Origin of the sequence: Lachnoclostridium sp. An118 (assembly GCF_002160985.1) — a bacterium.
Taxonomy (GTDB): domain Bacteria; phylum Bacillota; class Clostridia; order Lachnospirales; family Lachnospiraceae; genus Claveliimonas; species Claveliimonas stercoravium.
Genome location: NZ_NFLQ01000005.1, coordinates 178,305 through 202,731, shown reverse-complemented (window position 1 = coordinate 202,731; position 24,427 = coordinate 178,305). Strand labels below are relative to the sequence as shown.

At 53.9% G+C, this 24,427-nt stretch carries 21 protein-coding genes; 13 read left to right on the top strand and 8 right to left on the bottom strand.

Annotated features, from left to right (window positions below):
* Positions 1-11 precede the first annotated feature (11 nt).
* On the top strand, positions 12-2,255 hold the full coding sequence (locus B5E62_RS06675; RefSeq protein ID WP_087173838.1) for an alpha-galactosidase: 2,244 nt from the start codon (positions 12-14) through the stop codon (positions 2,253-2,255).
* Between the two features lie 55 nt (positions 2,256-2,310).
* Here the strand turns inward: B5E62_RS06675 and B5E62_RS06670 are convergent, their stop codons facing one another.
* From B5E62_RS06670 to B5E62_RS06660, 3 genes are all read right to left on the bottom strand, one after another.
* On the bottom strand, positions 2,311-2,718 hold the full coding sequence (locus B5E62_RS06670) for a PIN domain-containing protein (protein ID WP_076778750.1): 408 nt from the start codon (positions 2,716-2,718) through the stop codon (positions 2,311-2,313).
* Positions 2,715-2,936 (bottom strand): type II toxin-antitoxin system Phd/YefM family antitoxin, encoded by a 222-nt coding sequence (locus B5E62_RS06665; protein WP_076778747.1) that lies wholly within the window; start codon positions 2,934-2,936, stop codon positions 2,715-2,717. The genes B5E62_RS06670 and B5E62_RS06665 overlap by 4 nt, the downstream gene beginning before the upstream one ends.
* 119 nt (positions 2,937-3,055) lie before the next feature.
* The gene (locus tag B5E62_RS06660) at positions 3,056-3,910 is read right to left on the bottom strand and encodes an AraC family transcriptional regulator (RefSeq protein WP_087173837.1); all 855 of its coding nucleotides are present in this window, start codon (positions 3,908-3,910) and stop codon (positions 3,056-3,058) included.
* 206 nt (positions 3,911-4,116) lie between these two features.
* Here B5E62_RS06660 and B5E62_RS06655 point away from each other — a divergent pair, with 206 nt between their 5' ends.
* From B5E62_RS06655 to B5E62_RS06635, 5 genes are all read left to right on the top strand, one after another.
* Positions 4,117-5,406 carry an extracellular solute-binding protein gene (locus tag B5E62_RS06655; protein WP_242957757.1) on the top strand — a complete coding sequence of 430 codons (1,290 nt, stop codon included), beginning with the start codon at positions 4,117-4,119 and terminating at the stop codon, positions 5,404-5,406.
* Positions 5,407-5,427: 21 nt separating this feature from the next.
* The gene (locus B5E62_RS06650) at positions 5,428-6,294 is read left to right on the top strand and encodes a carbohydrate ABC transporter permease (RefSeq protein WP_087173835.1); all 867 of its coding nucleotides are present in this window, start codon (positions 5,428-5,430) and stop codon (positions 6,292-6,294) included.
* Positions 6,294-7,139, top strand: a complete 846-nt coding sequence (locus B5E62_RS06645; protein WP_087173834.1) for a carbohydrate ABC transporter permease — start codon at positions 6,294-6,296, stop codon at positions 7,137-7,139. The genes B5E62_RS06650 and B5E62_RS06645 overlap by 1 nt, the downstream gene beginning before the upstream one ends.
* Before the next feature lie 117 nt (positions 7,140-7,256).
* Positions 7,257-9,440 (top strand): alpha-galactosidase, encoded by a 2,184-nt coding sequence (locus B5E62_RS06640; protein ID WP_087173833.1) that lies wholly within the window; start codon positions 7,257-7,259, stop codon positions 9,438-9,440.
* Between the two features lie 27 nt (positions 9,441-9,467).
* On the top strand, positions 9,468-11,339 hold the full coding sequence (locus B5E62_RS06635; protein ID WP_087173832.1) for an alpha-amylase family protein: 1,872 nt from the start codon (positions 9,468-9,470) through the stop codon (positions 11,337-11,339).
* 95 nt (positions 11,340-11,434) lie between these two features.
* Here the strand turns inward: B5E62_RS06635 and B5E62_RS06630 are convergent, their stop codons facing one another.
* Genes B5E62_RS06630 through B5E62_RS06620 form a run of 3 tightly spaced genes read right to left on the bottom strand, consistent with a single transcriptional unit; the run spans position 11,435 to position 15,608 of the window.
* Positions 11,435-12,334 (bottom strand): helix-turn-helix transcriptional regulator, encoded by a 900-nt coding sequence (locus tag B5E62_RS06630; protein WP_087173831.1) that lies wholly within the window; start codon positions 12,332-12,334, stop codon positions 11,435-11,437.
* A 26-nt stretch (positions 12,335-12,360) separates the two neighbouring features.
* A complete protein-coding gene (locus tag B5E62_RS06625) occupies positions 12,361-13,557 on the bottom strand; it encodes an MFS transporter (RefSeq protein ID WP_087173830.1) in 1,197 nt (398 codons plus the stop codon).
* Entirely contained in the window at positions 13,539-15,608 is a 2,070-nt protein-coding gene (locus B5E62_RS06620) for a TIM-barrel domain-containing protein (RefSeq protein WP_087173829.1), read from the bottom strand. Before B5E62_RS06620 ends, B5E62_RS06625 begins: the two co-directional genes overlap by 19 nt.
* A gap of 116 nt (positions 15,609-15,724) precedes the next feature.
* On the opposite strand from B5E62_RS06620, the gene B5E62_RS06615 reads away from it, so the two are divergent.
* Positions 15,725-16,648 (top strand): AraC family transcriptional regulator, encoded by a 924-nt coding sequence (locus B5E62_RS06615; protein ID WP_087173828.1) that lies wholly within the window; start codon positions 15,725-15,727, stop codon positions 16,646-16,648.
* On the opposite strand, the gene B5E62_RS06610 is transcribed toward B5E62_RS06615, so the two are convergent.
* Together B5E62_RS06610 and B5E62_RS06605 are read right to left on the bottom strand one after the other, a co-directional pair.
* Positions 16,539-17,861 (bottom strand): MATE family efflux transporter, encoded by a 1,323-nt coding sequence (locus B5E62_RS06610; protein WP_087173827.1) that lies wholly within the window; start codon positions 17,859-17,861, stop codon positions 16,539-16,541. The genes B5E62_RS06615 and B5E62_RS06610 overlap by 110 nt on opposite strands.
* Positions 17,848-18,303: a MarR family winged helix-turn-helix transcriptional regulator gene (locus tag B5E62_RS06605; RefSeq protein WP_087173826.1), complete on the bottom strand. Its 456-nt coding sequence runs from the start codon at positions 18,301-18,303 to the stop codon at positions 17,848-17,850. Before B5E62_RS06605 ends, B5E62_RS06610 begins: the two co-directional genes overlap by 14 nt.
* Positions 18,304-18,516: 213 nt before the next feature.
* Here B5E62_RS06605 and B5E62_RS06600 point away from each other — a divergent pair, with 213 nt between their 5' ends.
* The 6 genes from B5E62_RS06600 (at position 18,517) to B5E62_RS06580 (ending at position 24,389) form a co-directional block, all read left to right on the top strand.
* The gene (locus tag B5E62_RS06600) at positions 18,517-19,311 is read left to right on the top strand and encodes a Cof-type HAD-IIB family hydrolase (protein ID WP_087173825.1); all 795 of its coding nucleotides are present in this window, start codon (positions 18,517-18,519) and stop codon (positions 19,309-19,311) included.
* Between the two features lie 102 nt (positions 19,312-19,413).
* Positions 19,414-20,580, top strand: coding sequence for a galactokinase (locus tag B5E62_RS06595; RefSeq protein ID WP_087173824.1), 1,167 nt, complete (start codon positions 19,414-19,416; stop codon positions 20,578-20,580).
* A gap of 36 nt (positions 20,581-20,616) precedes the next feature.
* Complete coding sequence (gene galT, locus B5E62_RS06590; protein WP_087173823.1) at positions 20,617-22,107, top strand: UDP-glucose--hexose-1-phosphate uridylyltransferase; 1,491 nt, start codon at positions 20,617-20,619, stop codon at positions 22,105-22,107.
* Between the two features lie 234 nt (positions 22,108-22,341).
* Positions 22,342-22,446, top strand: a complete 105-nt coding sequence (locus B5E62_RS17110) for a type II toxin-antitoxin system HicA family toxin (protein WP_206414301.1) — start codon at positions 22,342-22,344, stop codon at positions 22,444-22,446.
* A gap of 35 nt (positions 22,447-22,481) precedes the next feature.
* Positions 22,482-22,895, top strand: a complete 414-nt coding sequence (locus tag B5E62_RS06585) for a type II toxin-antitoxin system HicB family antitoxin (protein WP_087173822.1) — start codon at positions 22,482-22,484, stop codon at positions 22,893-22,895.
* A gap of 183 nt (positions 22,896-23,078) precedes the next feature.
* Positions 23,079-24,389, top strand: a complete 1,311-nt coding sequence (locus tag B5E62_RS06580; protein WP_087173821.1) for an ATP-binding protein — start codon at positions 23,079-23,081, stop codon at positions 24,387-24,389.
* The last annotated feature ends 38 nt before the right edge of the window (positions 24,390-24,427 follow it).

The following is a 24,427-nucleotide window of genomic DNA, read 5'->3' as shown; positions in this document are numbered from 1 at the left end:
GCAGAAGAGAGATGAGTATGGTATGGAGAGAAGAGAACAGGACATTTCATCTTTATAATGAAGAGATCAGTTATATTATGCAGGTGCTTCCCAGCGGACATCTGGGACAGCTCTATTTTGGAAAAAGGGTACATGACAGGGAGGATTTTTCCTATCTGCTGGAGAGCCTGCCCAGGCCCATGGCATCCTGCGTGTTTGAAGGCAACAAGGCGTTTTCCCTTGAACATATCAAGCAGGAGTATCCTTCTTACGGAACAGGGGATTACCGCGCCCCGGCAGTGGAGGTTCTGCAGGAGGACGGAAGCAGGATCTCGGATTTTATCTATAAAGAACACAGGGTAATGAAAGGAAAGCTGTCTCTGGAAGGACTTCCGGCCACCTACACGGAGGCTGATGATGAGGCGGAGACACTGGTTGTGGCGCTGGAGGATGGAATGACAGGGCTTGGCCTGGAGCTGTCCTACACCATCTTTGCAAAAGGAGGCATCCTGGCCCGAAGTGCCAGATTTGTGAACAGAGGGGAGAAGGATCTGCATCTGACGACAGCCATGAGCCTTTGCATGGATCTGCCGGACCACGACTACGAGTGGATGCAGTTCTCCGGCGCCTGGGCAAGAGAGAGACATACCCGGGTGAGAAAGCTGGAGTACGGTGTGCAGTCTGTGGGCAGCAGAAGAGGACACTCCTCCCACGAGCATAATCCATTTGTTATACTGAAGCGTCCCCATGCGGATGAATTCCAGGGGGAGGCCATAGGCTTCAGCCTTGTGTACAGCGGCAATTTCCTGGCCCAGGCGGAAGTGGGGGCCCACGACACCACAAGAGTGCTCCTGGGGATCCACCCGGACGGCTTTGACTGGAAGCTGGAGCCCGGGAAGACTTTCCAGACACCGGAGGCGGTGCTGATCTACACGGACCGGGGGCTTAACGATCTGAGCCAGACCTTCCACCGTCTGTATCAGAAAAGGCTGGCCAGGGGATACTGGAGGGACCGGGAGCGCCCCATCCTTATCAACAACTGGGAAGCCACCTACTTTGACTTTACAGAGGAGAAGATCCTGGAGATTGCCGGAAAGGCAAAGGCGTGCGGCGTGGAGATGTTCGTCCTGGACGACGGCTGGTTCGGCGCGCGGTGCAGCGACCGGGCAGGTCTTGGTGACTGGACACCCAACACAGAAAGGCTGCCGGAGGGGATCACGGGCCTGGCGCAGAAGATCGAGGATATGGGAATGAAGTTCGGTCTCTGGTTTGAGCCGGAGATGGTGAACAAAGACTCAGATCTCTACCGGGCCCACCCGGACTGGATCCTCCATGTGCCGGGAAGAGCCACTTCTCACGGCAGATACCAGTATGTGCTGGATTTCTCCCGGGAAGAAGTGGTGGACTGCATTTACAATATGATGAGAAAGATCCTGTCAGAGGCAAAGATTTCCTATATTAAATGGGACATGAACCGGAGCATTACAGAGTGCTTCTCTGTGGCGCTTCCGGCGGACCGGCAGGGGGAAGTGTTCCACCGGTATATTCTCGGCGTGTACAGCCTGTACGAAAGGCTGACAAGGGAGTTCCCCCATGTTCTTTTCGAGTCCTGCGCAAGCGGCGGGGCCAGGTTCGACCCGGGGATGCTGTACTACGCGCCCCAGGCATGGACAAGCGATGACACAGATGCGGTAGAGAGGCTGAAGATCCAGTACGGCAGCTCCTACTGCTATCCGGTGAGCAGCATGGGCAGTCATGTGTCCACCATCCCCAACCATCAGACAGGCAGGACGGCGCCCCTTCACACAAGAGCCAATGTGGCCTTTTTCGGAACATTTGGCTACGAGCTGGATCTGAATACGCTGACGGATGAGGAGCAGGAGGCGGTGAAGGAACAGATCCGATTTATGAAAAAATACAGACGGCTTCTCCAGTTCGGTACCTTCTACAGGCTGGAAAGTCCTTTTGAGGGAAATGTCACCGCCTGGATGGCGGTAAGCCCGGACAAAAAGGAGGCTGTGGCAGGCTGGTACAGGACGCTCTCCGGCGCCAACCTGGCTTACACAAGGCTTCCGCTCAAAGGGCTGGACCCGGAGGCTAGATATGAGGTCCAGGTAAGAAAAGAGACAGAGAAGCCGTACGGAAGCTTTTACGGCGATGAGCTGATGAACATCGGCCTTATCACGACAGACGGAACTGCCGGGGAGGTGACAGACCGGGAGCAGGCGCCCCAGGACTTTGACTCCAGGCTGTTCCTTTTGAAGGCGGAGGAGTAAAATTTGAAAAAGGAAGTATTCCCCATTGTTTTGTGGATTACTTCCTTTTTTGATGTTACTTTTTCAAAAATTCAGTCGGCGTGATCGCCGGAACAGAGGAACCGGCAAAATCTTTGATATTCCTTGTGAGAATATAGCTTGCACCGTTCCGCTCCGCCACAGCGTCTACAACGGCATCTTCAAAGTCGGGCATAGAGCGCATGAGTGCGGTATGAATATCTACACTCTGTACATCAGCAAATGTGACAAGTTGAGAAAGCTGTTCAATCCGATCCTTTGCCTTTTGAGCGGACTGAAACGCTTTGCGGAGTATATAGAAAATATCTGTGGCAGCAGATGCGGAGATGAGACATTCCACATCATTTTCTATGGCCTTGCGGAACGCCTGGTAGGAGTCTGCGAAAAACGGTTCTCGTCTTTGGATAATATCCATAATGACATTGGTATCAATCAGTATTCTCATTGTCTGGCCAACCGCTCCTCTCGTATAGTATCTTCATCCATTGTCTGACTTTCTGGAATAATTCCCACAAGATCATCAAGAAGAGCCAGTTTATTGACAGCGGGGCTTGTAAGGCGGGCAATATTTTTGCCGTTCTTGGTAATAAAAATATCCTGGGACGCCGCTATTTCCAGATATTTTCCAAGGTTGGTCTTAAATTCGGTTGCAGTAATGATCATACAAATTCCTCCCTTCGAGGTGTGGTTTATATATTGTTATTATACACAAATCATACGAAAATATCAATACAATATCGTACGATATTATATGTTCGATGCGGATAATGTTTAAGGATCAACTACTCCATTTTCTCCTGCTGTTCGTACCGCCACGCCCTGGGGGATACGCCGTACACGTTTTTAAATGCCCTTGAGAAATGCAGCTGGTTCGGATAGCCCACCGCGTTTCCGATGTCCGCAATAGACAGGGACGTCATCTTCAGAAGTTCCCCCGCCTTGGACATGCGGTAGGAGATCAAAAACTCCTGGGGAGATATCCCTACGGTGTCCCGGAAGATCTTTCCAAAGTAGCTCCGGTTCAGATTACAGAAAGCGGCAATGTCCTCCACTGAGATATCATTCTGGAAATTCTGCTCAATGAAAGAGAGGGCTTCCTTAATATAGAAGTCCCGCATCCTGTTCCCCTGGGTCTGGATGGGGGAGGCGTTGGACTTTGCCAGATAGTCCAGAAAGAGGTACAGATGGCCGATCAGATGTAAGGGGGACTCCTGGGAATGGTTGGCGATGTAGAGCATCTCATCCGTCATCTGTTGTGCAATGTCTTTGTGCCGGGGCCGGTAGATGGGTGTGTTCATGGTGAGCCCGGCAGTCTCGATGAACTCCTTTACTTTCAGCCCGTCAAATTCAAGCCAGGTGTACTCCCAGGGGAGTTCGCTGTCAGCGATGTAAGTGCAGATCTGGTGCGGGAAGAGCATAAATCCCTGGCCGCTCTTGACGTTGTACGTGACGGACTCCCGTCGGGAGTTTTCCGCGGTCAGAGTGCCGGTCCCGGATATGACATAGTGGAACAGATAGTGGTTCCTGGCAGCAGGCCCGAAGGAGTGGGCCGGGTCACACTGTTCCCACCCATACTGGTAAAGCCCCAGGTCTATAAAGTTCTCGCTTGGAAAGATGGAGTACAGTACATTGCTCATACATTCACCTCCTGCAGCATTTTTTCGGTATCTTTCGTATCTGACATCATTATATACCAAAATGCTAGATGACATCAATATATAGGGCGAAAACAAGTATAAAGGCATAAAACAAAAAAAACAGCGGTATTTATAGACGCATATTGATATGTTAAAATGAAGCTACCGTAAAAAAGAAAGCATAAAGGAAGAAAGGAGATATGAAAATGAGAGGAAAAAGTGCAAGATATCTCAGTGCGGCGCTGGTCCTGGTCATGACCGGCGGGCTGATGCTGTCGGGCTGCTCGGGAAGCGGCGAGTCCAGCGGGAAGACTGAGATCGAGATCCTGCAGTACAAGCCGGAGGCGGCTACCTACTTTGACCAGGTGGAAGAACAGTTCAATGCCACCCACGACGATATCCATCTGACCATCGACTCCCCTAACGATGCGTCTACCATCATGAGGACAAGGTTTATCCGGGAAGACTACCCGGATATCATCGGTATCGGCGGTGATATCAACTATTCATACTATGTGGATGCGGAGATCCTGGCTGATGTATCGGACTACGAAGGCATGCAGAACATCAAGGAGTCCTACATAGACATTGCGGAAGCCCTGGAGATCGTTCCCACAGACGGTACCTACATCGTGCCCTATGTGGCCAATGCGGCAGGCATTCTCTACAACAGGGATATGTTTGAGGAGCACGGCTGGGAGATCCCCACTAACTGGGACGAGCTGATGAGCCTGTGCGAGGAGATAGAGGCGGAGGGCATCCTTCCCTTCTACTTCGGCTTCCGTGACACCTGGACATGTCTGGCGCCCTGGAACGGTATCGCGGTGGACTTAGCTCCCGCTGACCTGTGCAAGCAGGTGAACAAAGGAGAGGCGAACTTTACAGAAGGCTACGCAGAGGCTGCTGAGAAATATATCCAGCTTATGGAGTACGGCCCGGAGGACCCGGTGGCATACGGCTACAACGACGCATGTACAGCCTTTGCAAGAGGCGAGTCCGCCATGTACCCCATCGGAAGCTACGCGGTTCCCCAGATCCTTTCTGTCAATCCGGATATGAACATTGACTCCTTCGTTATGCCTGCCAGCGACTCTTCAGACGGCAACACGCTGAACTCCGGTATCGACCTTGGCTTCTGCGTGACAGCGGACTGCCCCAACAAGGAGGCTGCCTATGAAGTCCTTGACTTCCTGCTGGAGGATGAGAACATCCAGGCCTATGTGGATGACCAGAATGCCATTCCCTGCCGCGAGGGAGACTTTGAGCTGGCCCCCTACGTGGACGGCATGACCGAGTACATAGAGTCCGGCAACATGACCGACTACCAGGACCACTACTATCCGTCGGAGATGGCTGCGGACGCGATCCTTCAGACCTATGTGATCGACAAGGATACAGACGCCTTCCTGGCACGATTCGATAAGGACTGGCAGCGGTACAACCGCGACATCATCCGCGAAGTACAGGAGTACGAAGAAAACGGCGGCAATGAGTAGTAGGAAAGGAGTGGGGATACAATGAAAAATGAGAGAAAACGCACCTTCCTGTTGATAACGATACCGATCCTGGCATTATTTGTGTGCTTTAACACCATCCCTCTGATCCGGGGCGTTATCTACAGCTTTACGAACTTTAAAGGCTTTGGGACCTACGACTGGGTAGGCCTTCGGAATTACATGGACCTGTTCACGGACTCACGTGTGGGCGGCTCCTACCTGTTTACATTTAAGCTGGCCATCTGTGCCACCATCATCACCAATGTGATCAGTCTGATCCTGGCCCTGGGGCTGAACAGCAAGATCCGGGCAAAAGGATTTTTCCGGGCAGCCTACTTCCTGCCAAACGTGCTTGGCGCCCTGGTAGTAGGTTATGTGTTCCAGTATCTGTTCACCTACATCCTTCCGGCTCTCGGCGAGATGATCGGAAGCGAGACCTTGAGCTCCAGCCTTCTCTCCAACGAGAGCACGGCCTGGTTTGCCATTGTCATCGTGTGCTGCTGGCAGAATATAGCCATGAACACCATCATCTACATCTCCGGTCTGCAGACCGTGCCGGAGGATGTGTACGAGGCAGGCTCCCTGGACGGAGCTACGGGATGGAAGCAGTTCAGACATCTGACCTTCCCGCTGATCATCCCCTTCTTCACCATCAACATGGTGCTGTGCGTGAAGAACTTCCTCATGGTATTTGACCAGATCATGGCCATGACACAGGGAGGACCTGCACAGAGCACAGAGTCCATTTCATTCTTGATCTACAACAATGGTATGAAGGGCGGAAGCTTCGGTTACCAGAGCGCTAACGCCGTCATCTTCTTCATCGTGATCGTGGCTATCTCCGCGGCACAGATGAGCATCTCCAGCAGGAAGGAGGAGCAGTTATAATGAATAAAAAAGTAGATAAAGTCAAGACAAACTGGCCGGTCGTGGTCCTTCTCATCCTGGGACTGAGCACCATCGTGTTCCCGCTGTACATGGCTGTCGTGATCGCATTTAAGCAGCCCTCTGAGATGACCAACAGCATCTCCGGCATCCTCTCCCTCCCGGAGAGCTGGAGTCTTTCCAACTTTGCCCAGGCCATGGAGGTGACAGACTTCTGGAGATCCCTTGGAAACAGTGTCCTCATCACAGTTGTGACCGTGGTGCTTTCCATCCTTCTCCACTCTATGATGGGATACGCCATCGGCCGGAACCGCGCCCACAGCAAATTTTATAAATTCGTGTACCTCTTCATTGTAAGCGGTATGTTCGTACCTTTCGCTATCCTGATGATGCCTCTGGCAAAACAGACAGCGGAGCTGGGACTTGCAAACTGGGCTGGTGTTATCATCCTGTATGTGGTATTCTATATGCCTATGAACGTGCTCCTGTACTCAGGGTACCTGGTGAACATTCCCATTGCCCTGGAGGAGGCGGCCAGGGTGGACGGTGCCAGCACATGGCGCACCTACTGGAAAGTCATCTTCCCCATCATGAAGCCTATGCACGCTACAGTGGCCATCATCACAGCACTGGCTGTATGGAACGATGTGATGACACCACTTGTCATCATGTCCGGTACAGGGCAGAACACACTGCCTCTGGCACAGCTGAATTTCCAGACGCAGTTTGGTACAAACTACAACCTGGCATTTGCATCTTATCTGCTGGCGCTGATCCCGATCCTTATCTTCTACGTGATCTGCCAGAAACAGATCATCAACGGTGTTGTAAATGGTGCTGTAAAATAAATACATTCAGATACACCATACAGATGGATGTATCTGCCGCAGAGCGGGTCTGTGTACCGGAAGGTATATGTACCCGCTCTTGCGGTACTTGATAATTCACAGAGCAGGAGAGACAAAATGAGCATTATTTATGATGAAAAGTATAAGACCATCACATTACACACAAGAAATACCACGTATCAGATGCAGGTAGACCGGTACGGCTTCCTTCTGCACCTGTACTACGGAAAGACAGCGGAAGGGTGCATGGATTATCTGCTGACCTATTATGACCGGGGATTTTCAGGAAACCCCTATGAGGCGGAAACGGACAGGACCTACTCCATGGACGCGCTGCCCCAGGAGTTCCCGTCCCTGGGAACCGGGGACTACCGCACGCCGGCCTGCATCATCAAAAACACGGACCGCACTTATGCCAGTGATTTCCGGTATGTAAGCCATACCATCAAAGAAGGAAAGTACTCCCTTCCCGGCCTTCCGGCTGTGTACGCGGACACGGACGAGGCCCAGACCCTGGAGGTGGTGCTGGCAGATCCGGTGACAGGGGTGCAGGCGGTGCTTCTCTACGGCGTGCTGCCCCAGTATGATGTGATCACAAGAAGTGTGAAGATTGTCAATGCCAGCAAAGGGCATATCTCTGTCAAGAAGCTGGCGCCGGCCTGCCTGGACCTTGTGGGCGGAGAGTATGATTTTATTACATTTTACGGCCGCCATGCCATGGAGAGAAACTGCCAGCGGATGCCTGTGGGACACGGCGTGGCAAAGATCGGAAGCCTTCGGGGAACTTCCAGCCACCAGTACAACCCGGCGGTGATTCTGGCGGAGCATGACGCCACGGAAGACGCAGGAAGCTGCTACGCCATGACGTTTGTCTACAGCGGAGGATTTCAGAGTGAGGCAGGACAGGACCAGTATTACCAGACCCGTCTGCTCATGGGAATGAGCGAGGAGCAGTTTGCCTACCCGCTGAACCCGGGAGAGCAGTTCCAGTCTCCGGAGGTGATCTTAAGCTACTCCTCCGAAGGGCTTTCAAAGCTGTCCCAGAATATGCACCGCTGTATCCGTTCCCATCTGTGCAGAGGAAAATACAAGGAGACCGTGCGTCCTATTCTCCTCAACAGCTGGGAGGCCTCCTACTTTGACTTTACAGGGGACAGCCTTCTTGCGCTGGCGCGGCAGGCAGCGGACTTAGGGATCGAGATGTTCGTCCTGGACGACGGCTGGTTTGGAAAGAGAGACAGCGACATGCGGGGCCTGGGAGACTGGGTTGTCAACGAGGAAAAGCTGGGCTGCACGCTTGGGGAACTCATTGAAAAGATCAACGGCATGGGACTGAAATTCGGTATCTGGATCGAGCCGGAGATGGTCAACGAGGACAGCGACCTCTACCGGGAGCACCCGGACTGGGCATTCGTCATACCGGGACGCCGCCCCAACCGCTCCAGATACCAGCTTGTCCTGGATTTCTCCAGAAAAGAAGTGGTGGATTACATCTACGAGAAGATCTGCGCTGTCCTGGACCAGGGCAATGTGGAATATGTGAAATGGGATATGAACCGGAGCCTTGCGGACATCTATTCCGCCACGGCGGACAGCCAGGGGCGGGTGCTCCACGACTATGTGCTGGGACTCTATGATTTCCTGGAGAGGCTGGTGGACCGGTATCCGGATATTCTCATCGAGGGATGCAGCGGAGGCGGCGGACGTTTTGACGCGGGCATGCTGTACTATACGCCTCAGATCTGGTGCAGCGACAATACAGATCCCATTGACCGCCTGGAGATCCAGTACGGCACCTCCTTCATTTACCCGGCTTCCTCTGTGGGAGCCCATGTGTCCGCCTCGCCCAACCATCAGACAGGGCGTCTCACATCCATGAGGACCAGGGGCATGGTGGCCATGGCAGGCACCTTCGGCTACGAGCTGAACCTAAATGAACTGAGTGCGGAGGACAAAGAGGAGATCCGCCGCCAGATCGCGGAGTATAAAAAGTATGCGGCTCTTGTGCAGAGAGGAGACTACTACCGACTCACCAATCCCCAGACTGACAACCAGGGGGCCTGGGAGTTTGTGTCCGAAGACCGGAAGGAAGCTCTCGTGCAGGTAGTGGGCATCCGGAAACATGCCAACATGACTGTGGACTACATCAAAGTCAGAGGGCTGAAAGAGAACACCATGTACCGTGATACAGAGACCGGCATGCTGTATAACAGCACGGCCCTTCGGGAAGTGGGTGTGCCAAAGCCGGTGCTAGAAGGAGAGTACCAGGCGTACCAGTGGCATTTTGTATGTGAAGACTAAAATGATTGTGATCGGGGGATAAGACAGATGGCAGGAAAAACAGCGAAAAAAAGAAAACCCGCAGGAAAGGCGGCGGCCGACCGGATTTTTGCGGAGAGGCTTGGCCGGCATCACGATGAGCTGCGGTGGCTGTACATGGAGCTGTACGGCAACGACGACATGTTTGCCGAGCTCTGCGACCAGATGAAATGGTACTATGACCAGAGAAACGACAAACTGAAGAAGCTGGACGCCCGGCGGGAGGCGGAAGGCGCATGGTACCGGAAGAGAGACATGCTGGGCATGATGATGTACATTGACAACTTTGCCGGAACTATAAAAGGGGTGGAGGAGAAACTCTCCTACCTGGAGAAGTGCCATGTGAATTACGTGCATCTGATGCCCTTCCTGGACTCCCCGAAAGGGAGATCAGACGGAGGCTACGCCGTGGCGGACTTCCGGAAGGTGAAGCCGGAGCTTGGGACCATGGAGGATCTGGCCCGCCTGGCGGGAAAATGCCATGAAAAAGGGATCAGCCTGTGCATGGATTTTGTCATGAACCACACCTCCGAGGATCACGAGTGGGCCAGGAAAGCCCGCCAGGGAGACGGAGAGTACATGAGCCGGTATTTCTTCTACGCCGATCCGGCCATCCCGCGGGAGTATGAGAAGACGGTGCCCCAGGTGTTTCCCACCACAGCGCCGGGTAATTTTACCTATCTGCCGGAGATGGGACATTATGTGATGACGACGTTTTACCCCTACCAGTGGGATCTGAACTACAGCAACCCCAGGGTATTCAACGAGATGATGTACAATTTCCTCTACCTGGCCAACCAGGGCATGGACATCATCCGCATCGACGCAGTGCCCTATATCTGGAAGCAGCTGGGGACCAATTGCCGGAACCTGCCCCAGGTCCACACCATTGTCCGCATGATGCGCATGATCGGCGAGATCGTGTGCCCGGGGATCGTGCTCCTGGGAGAAGTGGTCATGGAGCCAAAAGAGGTGGCTCCCTATTTCGGCACAGTGGAGAAGCCGGAGTGCCACATGCTCTACAATGTGACCACCATGGCCACTACCTGGCACACGGTGGCTACAAGGGATATCCGCCTTCTTCGCAGGCAGATGGACGTGGTCTGCTCTCTCCCGAGAGAGTACACATTTCTCAACTACCTGCGGTGTCACGACGACATCGGCTGGGGGCTGGACTATGCCTCCCTGCGTGAGTGGGGCATGGAGGAAGTGTCCCACAAGAAATATCTGAATGACTATTTCCAGGGAAAGACAGAGGGAAGCGTAAGCCGGGGCGAGCTGTACAACGAGGACCCGGTTACCGGGGACGCCAGGTTCTGCGCCACCACGGCGTCCATGTGCGGTGTGGAGAGCGCGGGATTTGAACAGGACCAGGAGAAAATGGCCTGCGCCATCCGCAAGGATCTCATGCTCCACGCCTACATGTTTACCCAGTCCGGCATCCCCATGCTCTACAGCGGGGACGAGATCGGCCAGGTGAACGACTACGCCTACAAGGAGGACCCGGACAAGGCGCCCGACTCCAGATATATCCACAGGGGAAAATTCTGCTGGGATCTGACAGAGCGCATCAAAGACGGGTCCAGCGTACAGGGCCGGATTTTCGCAGGACTGGAAGAGCTGGAGAAGATCCGAAGGACAGAAGCCGTGTTTGGCGCGGATGCAGAGGTGTACACAAAGGATTACAGCGATAACTCCATCCTCTGGATCGTGCGCAGGGCTGGAGATGAGGAACTTCACGCTGTGTTTAATTTCAGCGATGAGGGACGCACCATCTGGATGCCGGAAAAAGCGCAGTACACAAACCTTGTGACAGGCGTCACACAGGAAACAGAAACAGTGGAACTGTCCGGGTGGGATTTTGTGTGGATGAAGAGATAGAAAACAGTGAAAAACAGCGCCCGCGGGAATTATACTTCCTGCGAGGCGCTGTTTTTGCAGTATAAGAGGGTACTCTGCCCCCCAGAAATCCATGGTCAGCTTTGTTTCTTTGCATGGACCGATTTCGTGTACTCCCTGGGGGTGCAGCCCATAAACTTGCGGAACAGCTTTGTGTAGTAGGAGGGGCTGGAGAACCCGCACTGCAGGGAGATGTCCGTGATGCTGTCCTTCCCCTGGACGAGAAGGGGAATGCTCTGCCGGATGCGGTAGTGGAGGAGGTAGTCAAAGAGAGGCTGGTTCATGTTCCGCTTGAACAGGCGGCAGCACTCGCTCTTGCACATGTTGACGCAGCCGGAGATATCCTCCAGAGAGATGTGTTCCATATAATGTCCGTGTATGAAGGTGACGATGCGGCGCAGCCGCTCCAGCTCCCGCACATCCCCGGAGGAGGGGCGTGCATCCAGGTCCAGGTGGTCAAAAAGCAGGATCCAGATCTGGTAGAGCTCCGTGAGGAGCCGCAGCTCGTAGGAGCGTGGCGGCTCCTGCCAGAGCTGCCGGATCGTGTCCAGATGGGAGAGGACCTCCCTCTCCCAGGGCACCTCCCTGGAGAAGGAGGCGGAGGGGAGAAGCGGGTTTTCTGTCACGGGCTGGATGAACTTGGTCTGCAGAAGGCTGGCCTCGTAGCCGTACAGAAGGGAAGGGTTGACGGTGACCGACAGATAGGTGCAGTCATGGCTGTCCGCGTGGCGGCCTGTGTGCAGCATGTTGGCGTTGCAGAAGACGCCCTCCCCCTTTTTCAGGTGATAGGTGCGGTCATTGACCTGGTACAGGATTTCGCCCGTAAGGATCAGGGTAAACTCAATCTCCGGGTGCCAGTGGCAGGCAAAGCTGCCCATCTCATAGGCATCCAGCCGCTCAGGGCTGACAAGCACGGGGAAAGCGTAGTCCCCGTGGGACTTGATCTCCCGCCCGTCGCTGCGCAGTGTGATCTGCATGTTCCTTCCTCCTACTATTTTTACAGTTATTTCGCGGTTTTCTTCAGCATTTTCTCGTGCATCACAAACATCAGTACAAGGATGGCAAGCAGATAGAAGGGAAACAGGGAAATGCTGATGTGGTTTGCCATCAGTCCAAAGACAGGCGGCATGAGGCAGGTGCCCACGTAGGCGGAAGCCATCTGGACGCCGATGAGTGCCTGGGACCGGTCTGCTCCGAAGCGCTCCGGTGTGGAGTGGATGACACAGGGGTACACAGGCGCACAGCCAAGGCCCACGATGATCAGCCCTGCCAGGGACGTGTTTCCGCCCAGGGGCAGGAGGATAGTCAGCACGCCTGCAAGGATCAGGATCAGACCCAGCCGGATCATCCGGGTATCGTTAAAGCGCATGGTGAGAAAGCCGCTGGCCCCCCTTCCCACGGTGATGCCGATGTAGAAGAGGCTGGCGTAGAAAGCGGCGGTCTCGGAGGAGATGCCTTCGTGGAGCATAAGGTAGCTGGCTGCCCAGAGCCCTGCCGTCTGCTCCAGGGCGCAGTAGCAGAAGAAGGTCACCATGACTTCTTTTGCCCCGGGGATGGCGGCGATCTGCTTTAAGGACAAGGGCTTTGCCGGGGCGGTCTGTCCGGAGTCCTCCGGGGCATGTCCCCGGGAGGCCTCACTGTCCGTTCCGGTCTGCCGGTCCTTCCACAGAGGAAGGCTGAGGAGCAGGATGGCCGTGAGGATGACCTGCAGGATGCCGACATACCGGTAGCCGGTGTTCCAGGGGGCGCCGCCGGAGAGTACAAGGCCCATGATGTAGGGGCCTGCGGAGGCTCCCACACCCCACATGCAGTGGAGCCAGCTCATGTGTGTGCTGGAGTAGTGGAGAGCTACATAGTTGTTGAGGGCGGCGTCCACGCTGCCCGCACCCAGGCCGTAGGGAATGGCCCACAGGCACAGAAGGATGAAGGAGTGGCTGAAGGAGAAGCCGAACAGGGCGGCCGCTGTCATGGCCACACTGATAGCTGTCACCTTTCCGGGCCCCAGGCGCAGGGTCAGCCGGTCGCTCTGGAGGCTGGAGATGATGGTGCCTGCCGCGATGATCATGGAAATGATGCCGGCGTAGGACACCGGCACCTGGAATTCCTGGTACATGGAGGGCCAGGCGGACCCAAGGAGTCCGTCGGGAAGGCCCAGGCTTATAAATGCAAGGTAAATGATCGCTAAGAGCAGATGAAACATATGTCGATAGTCCTTTCCTGTGACCCCTCATATCTTACCCCGCCGTCTGCCGTCACGTCAATAGCGGACAGGTGTGAGGGATCCTCGTAGTCTTTTCCGTAGCCGTCATCATCGTAGAGTGTGTAGCAGCATGTATCCGCAGGGTAAGCGATGACATGCAGGCGGGATGCGTCCAGTTCTTCCACATTTTTTGCCGCCTCTGCCAGAGGAAGGAGATGGCCTTTGCGGACGAAGAAGATCAGTTCCTCTTCCGCCACAGGTACATAGTGGTGTCCGGCAGCCATTTTCTGACAGCGGAAATCCTCCGGCCCGGAGGTGGTCACGCAGAGCATGTCCTCCGGCAGGTAGACGTAGCGGCCTGTGGCATTCTGCTGATAGACGGGGGCCAGCATAAGACTCTCGCCAAGGAGGATCTGGTCCTCCACCTGGGCAGCTAAAGCGTCATCCGGGTAGGCGAAGGACAGGGGCTGAAAGAGCATGTCGTCGTTGAGAGCCGCTTTCATGTACTCGCTGTACAGGTAGGGCAGCAGGCAGTAGCGGAGCCCTATGATCTGTCCCAGCGCCTTCGCGTTTGAGAAGCGGTAAGCCTCCTGCTCCCTTGTGCCCATGGCGGAGTGGTTCCGCATGAGCGGGGTGAAGATGCCGAACTGGAGCCAGCGCATCACCAGATCCTCCGTGGTGTCCGCCCCGAAGCCTGCCAGGTCCGCCCCTGTGTAGAGGAAGCCGCACATGCTAAGGGAAGGCATCATTTTCACGTTCATGAGCAGATGGGACCACCAGGACAGGTTGTCTCCCTGCCAGATGCCGCCGTAGCGGTGCATGCCGATGTAGGAGGAGCGGGAGAACATAAGGATCCTCTTGTCCGGCTCCAGCTCCTCAAAGGCCTCCCCGGCTGCCCGGGTCATGTTGTAGCCGTACAGGTTGTGGACTTTGTCGTGGCGCACTCTGGGAAGGCCGCCGCCCGGCTGGTGGTAGAAGCTCCGGTAATCCTCCGGGTTGTTTGCCAGGGTGTTCACAAGGCCCAGCAGGTGATCGTTCTTGTCCAGATCCAGGTTCTGCCCCTTCATGGAGGCCACCTCGTCAAATACTTTGTTCAGACGTTTCTCGGAGTAGAAGATGGCGGGCTCGTTCATGTCGTTCCAGAAGCCGTCGATGCCCTGGTCCAGAAGGAATTTGTATTTCAGACCAAACCATCTCCTGGCCGCCGGGTTCAGCATATCCGGGAAATGCGCCCGTCCCGGCCACACAGCTCCCACAAAGTCGGTGCCGTCCTCCTCCTTGCAGAAGTAGCCGGCCGCTTTTCCTTCCTCGTAGACAGAGTAGCCATCCTCGATCTTGACGCCGGCGTCGATGATGGGGACCAGGTGGATGCCCTCCTTTTTCATGTCCGCAGCCAGGGCGGGCAGATCCGGGAATTTCTCTTCTGACACAGTGAAGTCCTCGTATCGCTCCATGTAGTCGATGTCCAGATAGATGGCGTCCAGGGGAATGCCGGCCTCCTGGTACTTTGCGGCCACCTCCCGCACATCCGCCTCGTTTTTGTACCCCCAGCGGCTCTGGCCGTAGCCGAAGGCCCACTTCGGCGGGATGTAGCTTCTGCCGATCAGCTGGCGGAAGCTGCGGACGATAGAGGGGAGAAGGCCGTCCTCCTCCTGGATGACGTAGATATCCAGGTCCCAGTCCTCCGGGGTGATGCGCAGGGTGTCCTTCTGCGTGTAGCCGATGTCAAAGGTGAGGCGCCCGGGATAGTCGATGAAGATCCCGAAGGGCTCACTGCCGCCTATGAGAAGGAAGTTGTGTGCTCCGTAGAGGGAGTGGGTGGTCTCCAGGTGGTGGGGATCATCGGTGCAGTTGCTCGTGTAGAGCCAGCCTCTCTTGTTGATGCCCCGCACCTGCTCGCCAAGGCCGTACACCGGGGCGCCCTTCTCCATGGTGAGGACGAGACTTCCATCTTCCATGGAAAAACAGGGGAGCGTTCCCTGGGAGGCGGGGATGTCCTTTACGACTGCCTCTGTGGGGAATGGGTTTCCAAAAGTATATTTGCGGATCATGCGTAGTTCTCCTTTCAGTTCCGTTTGTAGTATGCTACTATTATATAAGTGAAAAGCAGGATTTACTTGCATATTCCTAGCAGTTTTTGACACAATCCTGCCATGGAGGAAAAGATATGGAGGAAAAAAGACAGTATCTTGAGAAGCGCCATCACGGGACAAGCCTGTTCCCGGCAGATTACTATCACTGCGTGTACCCGGCAGGGCTGGCCGGCCTTCCGGTCCACTGGCACGAGGAGTTTGAGATCACGCGGGTGCAGCGGGGGAGCTGCACCTATCTTATCAACCTGGAGCCCTGCCAGGTGAAAGAAGGGGACTTCCTTTTTCTCCCCTCAGGTATGCTCCACGGGATACCGGAGGGAAAGACAAGGCTGCTGGAGACAGACAGCTTTGTCTTCCACCCCGCTATGCTGGGGGGCAGGACGGACGCCTGCGGTGTGAAGTACATTGCGCCTGTGGAGAAGGGGGAGATCTGTTTCCCGGCGGTGGTGCGGGCGGAGGACACAGGCCGGGAGTTTTCTGAAAGGCTGGAGAGCCTGGTCGGCCGGCTGAGGAGGAGCTTTGTCGAAAAGGAGGAGGGCTATGAGCTGGAGGTGAAGGCCGGGCTTCTGGAAATCCTGCTCCTTCTGTACAGGCAGGTCCCGTTTGAGAGGAAGAGACAGGAGAACCGGGAGGTCATTGAGAAGCTCCGGGCGGTCCTCCAGTACATAAAGGAAAACTATCAGCACCCACTGAGCGTGGCCGAGCTGGCAGAGGTCTGCCACCTCAGCGAGTACTATTTTATGCGCTTTTTCAAACAGCATATGAACATGACCTGCGTGGAGTATATCAATCAGTACCGGATGGAGATCGCCGCGGGCAGACTGTCCGAGGGCCGGTCCAGTATTACGGACATTGCCCTGGACGCGGGCTTTAATAATCTTTCCTATTTTAACCGCGTGTTCCGCCGGAGCTTCGGGATGACACCCAAAGCCTACAGGCAAGCGCTGTCACAAAGGTCAGCGTCTGGGCAAGAGGGATGCTCAGCCACACGCCGGTAAGACCGGCCAGCCGCGGCAGAAAAAGAAGGAGAAGGAAGAGGAACGCCGGCTCCGCATACACCAGGATGTAGGACAGGAACGTTTTTTCCGTGGCATAGAAGGCGGAGGTGGTGACCCGCACAAAGGCCAGAAAGACGAGGCTTATAAGGAAGCAGGGCAGGACCTGTCCGGCCTCCGCGCGTACCTGGTCCGAGGCGCCGAAGAGCCCTCCGATCTGATAGCGGGTCAGGAAGATGAGGAGCATGCAGGCGGCCGCGATGAGGACTCCGCTCAGGTAGGCCAGGCTGCAGACCTTCTTCATGCTTTTTGCCTGGTCTTCTCCGTAGTACCTGCTGATGAGAGGCTGGCAGCCGTCTCCCACACCCTGGAGCAGCAGGTACACGATGACAATGACGTACACGATGCAGGCGTAGCAGGCAGCTGCCTTCTCCCCGCCGTAGTCCATGAGAAAACGGTTCATGAGGATGATGGTGATGTTGGGGGAGAAGGTGATCCCGAAGGGGGACAGCCCGATCTTCACAATGCCTCCGAGGAGTCCGCCCGCCCTTCCGGAGGAGAAGACAGAGCGGAGCAGGTGGAAGGATACGCCCCTGCGCAGGAAAAAGAGGAGTCCGCCCGCCATGGTCACCGCCTGCCCGATGAGGGTAGCCAGGGCCGCACCGTCCACGCCCAGGTGCAGGACCCACACAAAGGCGTAGTCCAGCACAATGTTTGTGAGAAAGCCCGCCACCATGATCATCATGGCGTAGAAGGCGCCGCCCATGTTGCGGATGAGGGACACAAGCCCTGTGCCGAAGATCTGGAACACAGACCCAAGGACGATGATGCGCAGGTAGGAGTTCCCCAGGTCCAGGATATGCCCGGAGGCCCCCAGCGCCGCCAGGACAGACGGGGAGGCCAGGTAAAAGACCAGGGTGGAGATGAGGGAGGCGGCCAGGAGAAGGAGTACAGTGCCGTCTGTGTATCTCTCCGCCTCCTCCCTTTTCCCGGCTGCCAGCCGGATGGAATAGTGTACGGCGCCGCCCATCCCGATGCCGGTGCCGGCAGCCTGCAGGAGGGCCACTACCGGGTAGGCGATGTTGATGGTGGTCAGTCCCACATCGCCGATGCTGTTCCCCACAAAGAAGCCGTCTACGATACAGTAGACACCCGACAGGGCGAAGGCCAGGAGTGAGGGGATGACATGGCTGAAAAATTCTCTATAAAGCTTCATGCTTTTGTTCCATTCCTTTCTTAAAATACTGACAGAACAGCTCCATGCCGCCGATCATGGCGTCCACGAGGGCGGGGTCCATCTGTTCTATGATAAAAAGCTCCAGCTTTTTCAGGCTTCCGAGGGTTTCCGCACAGAATTCCCGCCCTTGTTCTGTGAGATGTATGGCCTTGCTGCGCCGGTCCTCCTCAAGCGGGACAAGCTCCAGCAGGCCCTGCTTTTCAAAATCCTTCAGTATCGTGTTGACTGTCTGCTTGGGGAGGGCCCACTCCCGGCAGATGCTCTTCTGGGTACAGGTCCCGCGCCTTCTGTCTGCGACCGCTATCAGTACAGTCAGGCTGTTGTAGGTGAGACCGTGGAGCCGCGCCCATCTCTCGTACAGAATGGTCGTCTCCTGCCAGAGATTATAATATTTTTCCAGAGATTTCCTGTTTTTTGTCATAGCGTCCTCTCTTCCTGCAAGTTCATATTAAAACGGATTTAGTCCGAAAACGGACAAAAAATATTATAGTCCGAACTCGGATTTCATGTCAAGAGGAAACGGCGCGGGCAGGAAACAGGATTTACGAACGACTCTGGTCATGCTACAATAGAGGCGGCCGCAGAGCCGGGAAAGGCCCGTGCTGCCGCGGAAAAGTCAAGAGGAGAAAGAAGAATGGAGAGAGCAGTTTTATTTTTCGATATAGACGGCACCCTGCTCAGCGAGGTGACCAGGACCATACCGGAGAGTGCCGTGCACGCTCTGGAGGAGGCCAGGAGGAAGGGACATCTGGTCTTTATCAATACCGGCCGGACAGCCTGCTCTGTGCCGCCGGAGATACGCAGGCTCCCGGTGGACGGCATCCTTTGCGGGTGCGGCATCTATGCGGAGTACAGAGGACAGGTGATCTTCGAGGAGCACCTGGATGCGAAGGCCGCTGCTTCTATTGTGGAGATGGCGGAAAAGTGCAGGGTGGATGCCCTGTACGAGGGGATGGAGGACGTGTACTTCTCCTCCAGGATATCCCGGTTTGACAGCCTGGAGAACACCAGGAGATACATGAAGAACAGAGGGCTGGGAGTAGAGAGGTATATCGAGCAGAGCGGCTGTCCCTACGACAAGATCTTTGCCTACACGGACCGGGAGAGCAAAAAGGAAGAATTTTTTGATTTCCTCACGGACTATATGGAGATACTGGACCGGGGGGATAACACCTACGAGTGCATCGTGAAGGGGTATTCCAAGGGAACCATCATCGACTATATCCTGCACTATTTTAATCTGGGGCGGGAGCGCTCCTATGTCTTCGGGGACAGCAGCAACGACCTGGCCATGTTCCGGTACGCTGCTCACGGAATTGCCATGGGGAAACACGACAAAGTGCTGGATCCGTACACGGAATATGTGGCTCCGAAAGTGGAGGAGGAAGGCATCTGGCAGGCCATGAAGCATCTGGGGCTGATTGATTAGTGAAAAACGCAATATTTTTATAGTTTCAGCAACTATCCTTATAGTTTTTGGTGAGAAATCCAACTATAATTATAGAAAAACAGTAGAAAGGTGTATGTGGAAATGAAAGAGAAAGTATTGAGCGTTTTCAAAGAAAAATACGGCGACGGCGGGGATATCCGTCTGTATTTCGCGCCGGGCCGTGTCAACCTCATCGGGGAACATACGGACTACAACGGGGGACATGTTTTTCCCTGCGCGCTGACCATCGGTACATACGGCGCGGCAAGAAAGCGGGAGGACCGGAAGATCCGCTTCTACTCTATGAACTTCAGGGATCTGGGAGTCATCGAGACCAGCCTTGACGAGCTTACACCGGACAAGAAAGCCGGATGGACCAACTACCCGAAGGGAGTGATGTGGGCCTTCAGGGGAAGAGGGTACGAGATGGACTGTGGTCTGGACGTAGTCATCTACGGCGATATCCCCAACGGCTCCGGGCTTTCTTCATCAGCCTCCCTGGAAGTGCTGACAGGCACCATGCTGAAGGACCTGTACGGCTTCCCGGTATCCATGGTGGAGATCGCGCAGATCGGACAGTATTCTGAAAACAATTTCAATGGATGCAACTGCGGGATCATGGACCAGTTTGCCAGCGCCATGGGGAAGAAGGACCATGCCATTTTCCTGGACACCAATACGCTGCAGTACGAGTACGCGCCTGTGAAGCTGGAGGACGCAAAGATCGTCATCACCAACAGCAAGGTGAAGCACAGCCTGGTGGACTCTGCCTACAATGACAGAAGAAACGAGTGTGAGAGGGCTCTGGCAGATCTTAAGAAAGTGACGGATATCAGCGCCCTGGGAGACCTGACCGAGGAGGCCTTTGAGGCTCACAAGGACGCCATCCAGGAGGAAGTCTGCCGGAAGCGGGCCAAGCATGCGGTGTACGAGAACCAGAGGACCATCCACGCAGAGGCGGCGCTGAAAGAGGGAAATGTGGAGCAGTTCGGAAAGTATATGAACCAGTCTCACATTTCTCTTCGGGACGACTATGAGGTGTCCTGCCAGGAGATCGACGTGCTGGTGGATCTGGCATGGAGCGTGCCCGGCGTCATCGGCTCACGTATCACAGGAGGCGGATTTGGCGGCTGTACAGTCAGCATTGTGAAAAATGACGCGGTAGACACATTTATCGACACAGTGAAAAAGGGCTACAAGGACAAATGCCACAAAACGGCAGAGTTCTACGTAGTTGAGGTCGGCGACGGGGCGCACCGGCTGGCATAGTGAGGGCGGATGCCCTGTATTCAGGAGGAAAAGGGAATGTTATATAAGAATATAAAGAAGCTTGTGGAGTACGGTGTTCAGACCGGTCTTACGCCGGAGTGTGAGAGGACCTACACCACCAACCTGCTTCTGGAGATTTTCAAAGAAGATGACTATGAGGACGTGTCCATAGAAGGCGAGGAGCTGGACCTGGAGCAGATCTTAAAAGCGCTTCTTGACGAGGCTGTGGCAAGGGGACTTGTGGAGGACAGCGTGGTGTTCCGCGACCTCTTTGACACGAAGCTGATGAACTGCCTTCTGCCCAGACCTGCCCAGGTACAGAAGACTTTCTGGGAAGAATATGAGAGATCCCCGGAGGCTGCGACAGAATTTTTCTACAGATTCAGCCAGGACAGCGACTACATCCGCCGTTACCGGGTGAAGAAGGATATGAAGTGGAAAGTGGACTCACCCTACGGTGAGATCGACATTACCATCAACCTGTCCAAGCCGGAGAAGGATCCCAAGGCCATCGCGGCGGCAGGGGCGGCAAAGGCAAGCAGCTATCCCAAGTGCCAGCTCTGCATGGAGAACGAGGGCTACGCCGGGCGGGCAAACCATCCGGCCAGGGAGACCCACCGCATTATCCCCATTACCATCAATGACAGCAGATGGGGATTTCAGTATTCTCCCTATGTGTACTACAATGAGCACTGCATCGTGTTCAACGGTCAGCACGTGCCCATGAAGATCGACCGGGCTGCTTTTGTGAAGCTGTTTGACTTCGTGAAGCAGTTCCCCCACTACTTCCTGGGTTCCAATGCGGACCTTCCTATTGTGGGCGGCTCTATCCTGAGCCACGACCATTTCCAGGGCGGAAACTACACATTTGCCATGGCAAAGGCTCCCGTAGAGATCCCGGTGACCATCCCCGGCTACGAGGATGTGGAGGCTGGCATCGTGAAGTGGCCCCTCTCCGTGCTCCGTATCCGCCACGCAGATGAGAAGCGACTCATCGACCTGGCAGACCACGTGCTGCAGGCATGGAGAGGATACACGGACGAGGATGCCTTCATCTACGCGGAGACAGACGGCACACCCCACAACACCATCACTCCCATCGCCAGAAAGAAGGGAGACATCTACGAGCTGGATCTGACCCTGCGGAACAATATCACCACAGAGGAGCATCCCCTGGGCGTGTACCATCCCCATGCACAGTACCACAATATCAAGAAGGAGAACATCGGCCTTATCGAGGTCATGGGTCTGGCAGTCCTTCCCTCCAGGCTGAAGGAGGAGCTGGAGATCCTGGCGGACTATATCGTGGAGGGCAAAGACATCCGCTCCAACGAGAAGATCGCCAAGCATGCCGACTGGACAGACTCCTTCCTGCCGAAATACGACAGCATCACAAAGGACAATGTGATGGATATTCTGAAGGAGGAGACAGGCATCGTCTTCACCCACGTGCTGGAGGACGCAGGCGTCTACAAGTGCACGGAGGAAGGCCGCAGGGCGTTCATGAGGTTCATTGAGACGCTGTAGGCATAGCGGTACAGAGCTATACAGCTGGTTTATTTGATATGGATGACAGTATAACACCAGTCAGAAATGGCTGGTGGTTTTTTATGTCCTTGTGCAATATATATGAATAAGAATGGACTTTGTGCATACGTACAATATACGTATGATTTAAGTGTAGAAATCTTGACAGACCGAGATTTTGTACGTATAATATACGTATAGAATACGTATTGATAAAAAGGGAGACACATGTAGATGAAACGCAGAGAGCTGGTGAAGCTGCTCGAAGACAATGGATGGTATGTAAAAAGAAATGGTGGCTTAAATAACCCCTTCTTCTTAAATGTTGCATATCATTAACAGTCAGCTTTTTGAGAGACCAGGAGGAGTGAACGATGCTAATTAAAGAGAGAAAGGCATACCCGATTGTGATATCAAAAGAAAGTGATGGATTTTTCTATGTGGAAATCCCGGATTTTGATATTGCAACTCAGGGTGAAAGCATTGCGGATGCTATGGAAATGGCGAGGGATGCCATCGGACTTATGGGAATTGATTTCATGGATGATGGGAAGGAAATTCCGGAACCAGGTTCGAAAGAAGTAATAGCAGATAAAGATGATATTGTTACGCTTGTAGACGTTGATTTTATGGAGTACAGAAAAAAAGTAGACAATAAAGCAGTCAAAAAGAATTGTACCATTCCGTATTGGCTGAATGTAGAAGCGGAGAAAGCCGGGATCAATTATTCCAAATTGCTTCAGGAAGCTATTATGCAGGTTTTGGGAATATCAAAAAAGGTCTATTAGTAATTTTAAAACACAGGGCTCTCTGAGAAAAGGTTCTCAGGGAGCTTTTTCGCTGCAAGAAATGTAGAAAGACAACAAATATTCGGTGTAAAAAATGTAATAAAATACAAAATATTCGTTGTATTTTTTGCGAACCCGGGGTATCCTATAACTATAAGTACGCGAGTTTGAGGAGGTGTGCATATGTACAGGACAGCAATAAAACAACTTTACAGATGGAAAGAAGGCAGGAACCGTAAACCGCTGATCATCCAGGGGGCAAGACAGGTTGGCAAGACGTGGTTGATGAAGCAGTTTGGAACAGAAGCCTATAAGGATATGGTATATATAAATTTTGACTCTAACTCCAGAATGGCTGCCCTCTTTGAGTCTGATCTGAATACGGATCGTCTGATCATGGGGCTTGAGCTGTATGCCGGAAGGAAGATCGATCCGGACAATACACTTCTTATATTTGACGAGGTGCAGGAGGTGCCAAGGGCCCTCTCTTCCCTTAAATATTTTTATGAAGACGCGCCGCAGTACCATATTGTCTGTGCTGGCTCGCTGCTCGGGATCGCTCTCCATGAGGGTACATCTTTCCCGGTGGGAAAGGTGGATTTTCTGAGTCTCTATCCATTATCGTTTAAAGAGTTTCTGACAGCTGTGGTGGGAGAACAGTTTGCAGGGCTTCTGGATAATCAAGATTATGCCATGATCACTTCCTTTAGGCAGACATTTGCAGATGCACTCAGACAGTACTTTTATGTAGGAGGAATGCCGGAAGCGGTTCAGAACTTTGCGCAGGAGAAGGATTTTAATGAGGTGAGGAAGATCCAGAAGCGCATACTGGCAGCCTATGAGCAGGACTTTTCCAAACATGCGCCAATTGAGATTGTCCCCAGGATCCGAATGATATGGGACAGTATTCCCTCCCAGCTTGCCAGAGAAAACAAAAAATTTGTATATGGCCTTGTGCGGGAAGGAGCACGCGCAAAGGACTATGAGACCGCTATTATGTGGCTTTGTGATTGCGGGCTTGTCCATAGAGTCGGCCGTGTAAAAGGGGCGGGTATTCCTCTGAAAGCATATGAAGATCTAAAGGCATTTAAGCTTTTTGTCGTTGATGTGGGACTTCTGGGATGTATGGCCGGACTGCGCCAGGGAACTCTGCTTGATGGAAATGATCTGTTTACTGAGTTCAAGGGAGCGCTGACTGAGCAGTATGTATGTCAGCAGCTAAAGACAATAGAGGATCTGGGGATCTATTACTACACAAATGACCGTGGATCATGTGAGGTGGATTTTATCATCGATAACGGAGAGACGGCTGTACCTGTGGAGGTGAAGGCGGAGGTGAATTTGAAAGCCAAGAGCCTGAAGACCTTCCGTGACAGGTTTCATCCTGTGATTTCCGTCCGTACATCCATGGCGGACTATAAGAAAGAGGACTGGCTCATCAATCTTCCTCTATATGCCATAGAGGAAATTTATAAATGTATCCGGAAAATATGAAAACAAACCTTTAGATAATATTTAACGAATTTTAAGAT

Bases quoted from the DNA above. Each gene is read 5' to 3' on its own strand.
- B5E62_RS06585 (WP_087173822.1), top strand. From the start codon at position 22,482: ATGCTAATTAAAGAGAGAAAGGCATACCCGATTGTGATATCAAAAGAA.
- B5E62_RS06610 (WP_087173827.1), bottom strand. From the start codon at position 17,861: ATGAAGCTTTATAGAGAATTTTTCAGCCATGTCATCCCCTCACTCCTG.
- galT (WP_087173823.1), top strand. From the start codon at position 20,617: ATGTTATATAAGAATATAAAGAAGCTTGTGGAGTACGGTGTTCAGACC.
- B5E62_RS06605 (WP_087173826.1), bottom strand. From the start codon at position 18,303: ATGACAAAAAACAGGAAATCTCTGGAAAAATATTATAATCTCTGGCAG.
- B5E62_RS06600 (WP_087173825.1), top strand. From the start codon at position 18,517: ATGGAGAGAGCAGTTTTATTTTTCGATATAGACGGCACCCTGCTCAGC.
- B5E62_RS06595 (WP_087173824.1), top strand. From the start codon at position 19,414: ATGAAAGAGAAAGTATTGAGCGTTTTCAAAGAAAAATACGGCGACGGC.
- B5E62_RS06660 (WP_087173837.1), bottom strand. From the start codon at position 3,910: ATGAGCAATGTACTGTACTCCATCTTTCCAAGCGAGAACTTTATAGAC.
- B5E62_RS06630 (WP_087173831.1), bottom strand. From the start codon at position 12,334: ATGCAGATCACACTGCGCAGCGACGGGCGGGAGATCAAGTCCCACGGG.
- B5E62_RS06670 (WP_076778750.1), bottom strand. From the start codon at position 2,718: ATGAGAATACTGATTGATACCAATGTCATTATGGATATTATCCAAAGA.
- B5E62_RS06655 (WP_242957757.1), top strand. From the start codon at position 4,117: ATGAGAGGAAAAAGTGCAAGATATCTCAGTGCGGCGCTGGTCCTGGTC.
- B5E62_RS06650 (WP_087173835.1), top strand. From the start codon at position 5,428: ATGAAAAATGAGAGAAAACGCACCTTCCTGTTGATAACGATACCGATC.
- B5E62_RS06675 (WP_087173838.1), top strand. From the start codon at position 12: ATGAGTATGGTATGGAGAGAAGAGAACAGGACATTTCATCTTTATAAT.
- B5E62_RS06640 (WP_087173833.1), top strand. From the start codon at position 7,257: ATGAGCATTATTTATGATGAAAAGTATAAGACCATCACATTACACACA.
- B5E62_RS06665 (WP_076778747.1), bottom strand. From the start codon at position 2,936: ATGATCATTACTGCAACCGAATTTAAGACCAACCTTGGAAAATATCTG.
- B5E62_RS06645 (WP_087173834.1), top strand. From the start codon at position 6,294: ATGAATAAAAAAGTAGATAAAGTCAAGACAAACTGGCCGGTCGTGGTC.
- B5E62_RS06580 (WP_087173821.1), top strand. From the start codon at position 23,079: ATGTACAGGACAGCAATAAAACAACTTTACAGATGGAAAGAAGGCAGG.
- B5E62_RS06615 (WP_087173828.1), top strand. From the start codon at position 15,725: ATGGAGGAAAAAAGACAGTATCTTGAGAAGCGCCATCACGGGACAAGC.
- B5E62_RS06625 (WP_087173830.1), bottom strand. From the start codon at position 13,557: ATGTTTCATCTGCTCTTAGCGATCATTTACCTTGCATTTATAAGCCTG.
- B5E62_RS06620 (WP_087173829.1), bottom strand. From the start codon at position 15,608: ATGATCCGCAAATATACTTTTGGAAACCCATTCCCCACAGAGGCAGTC.
- B5E62_RS06635 (WP_087173832.1), top strand. From the start codon at position 9,468: ATGGCAGGAAAAACAGCGAAAAAAAGAAAACCCGCAGGAAAGGCGGCG.
- B5E62_RS17110 (WP_206414301.1), top strand. From the start codon at position 22,342: ATGAAACGCAGAGAGCTGGTGAAGCTGCTCGAAGACAATGGATGGTAT.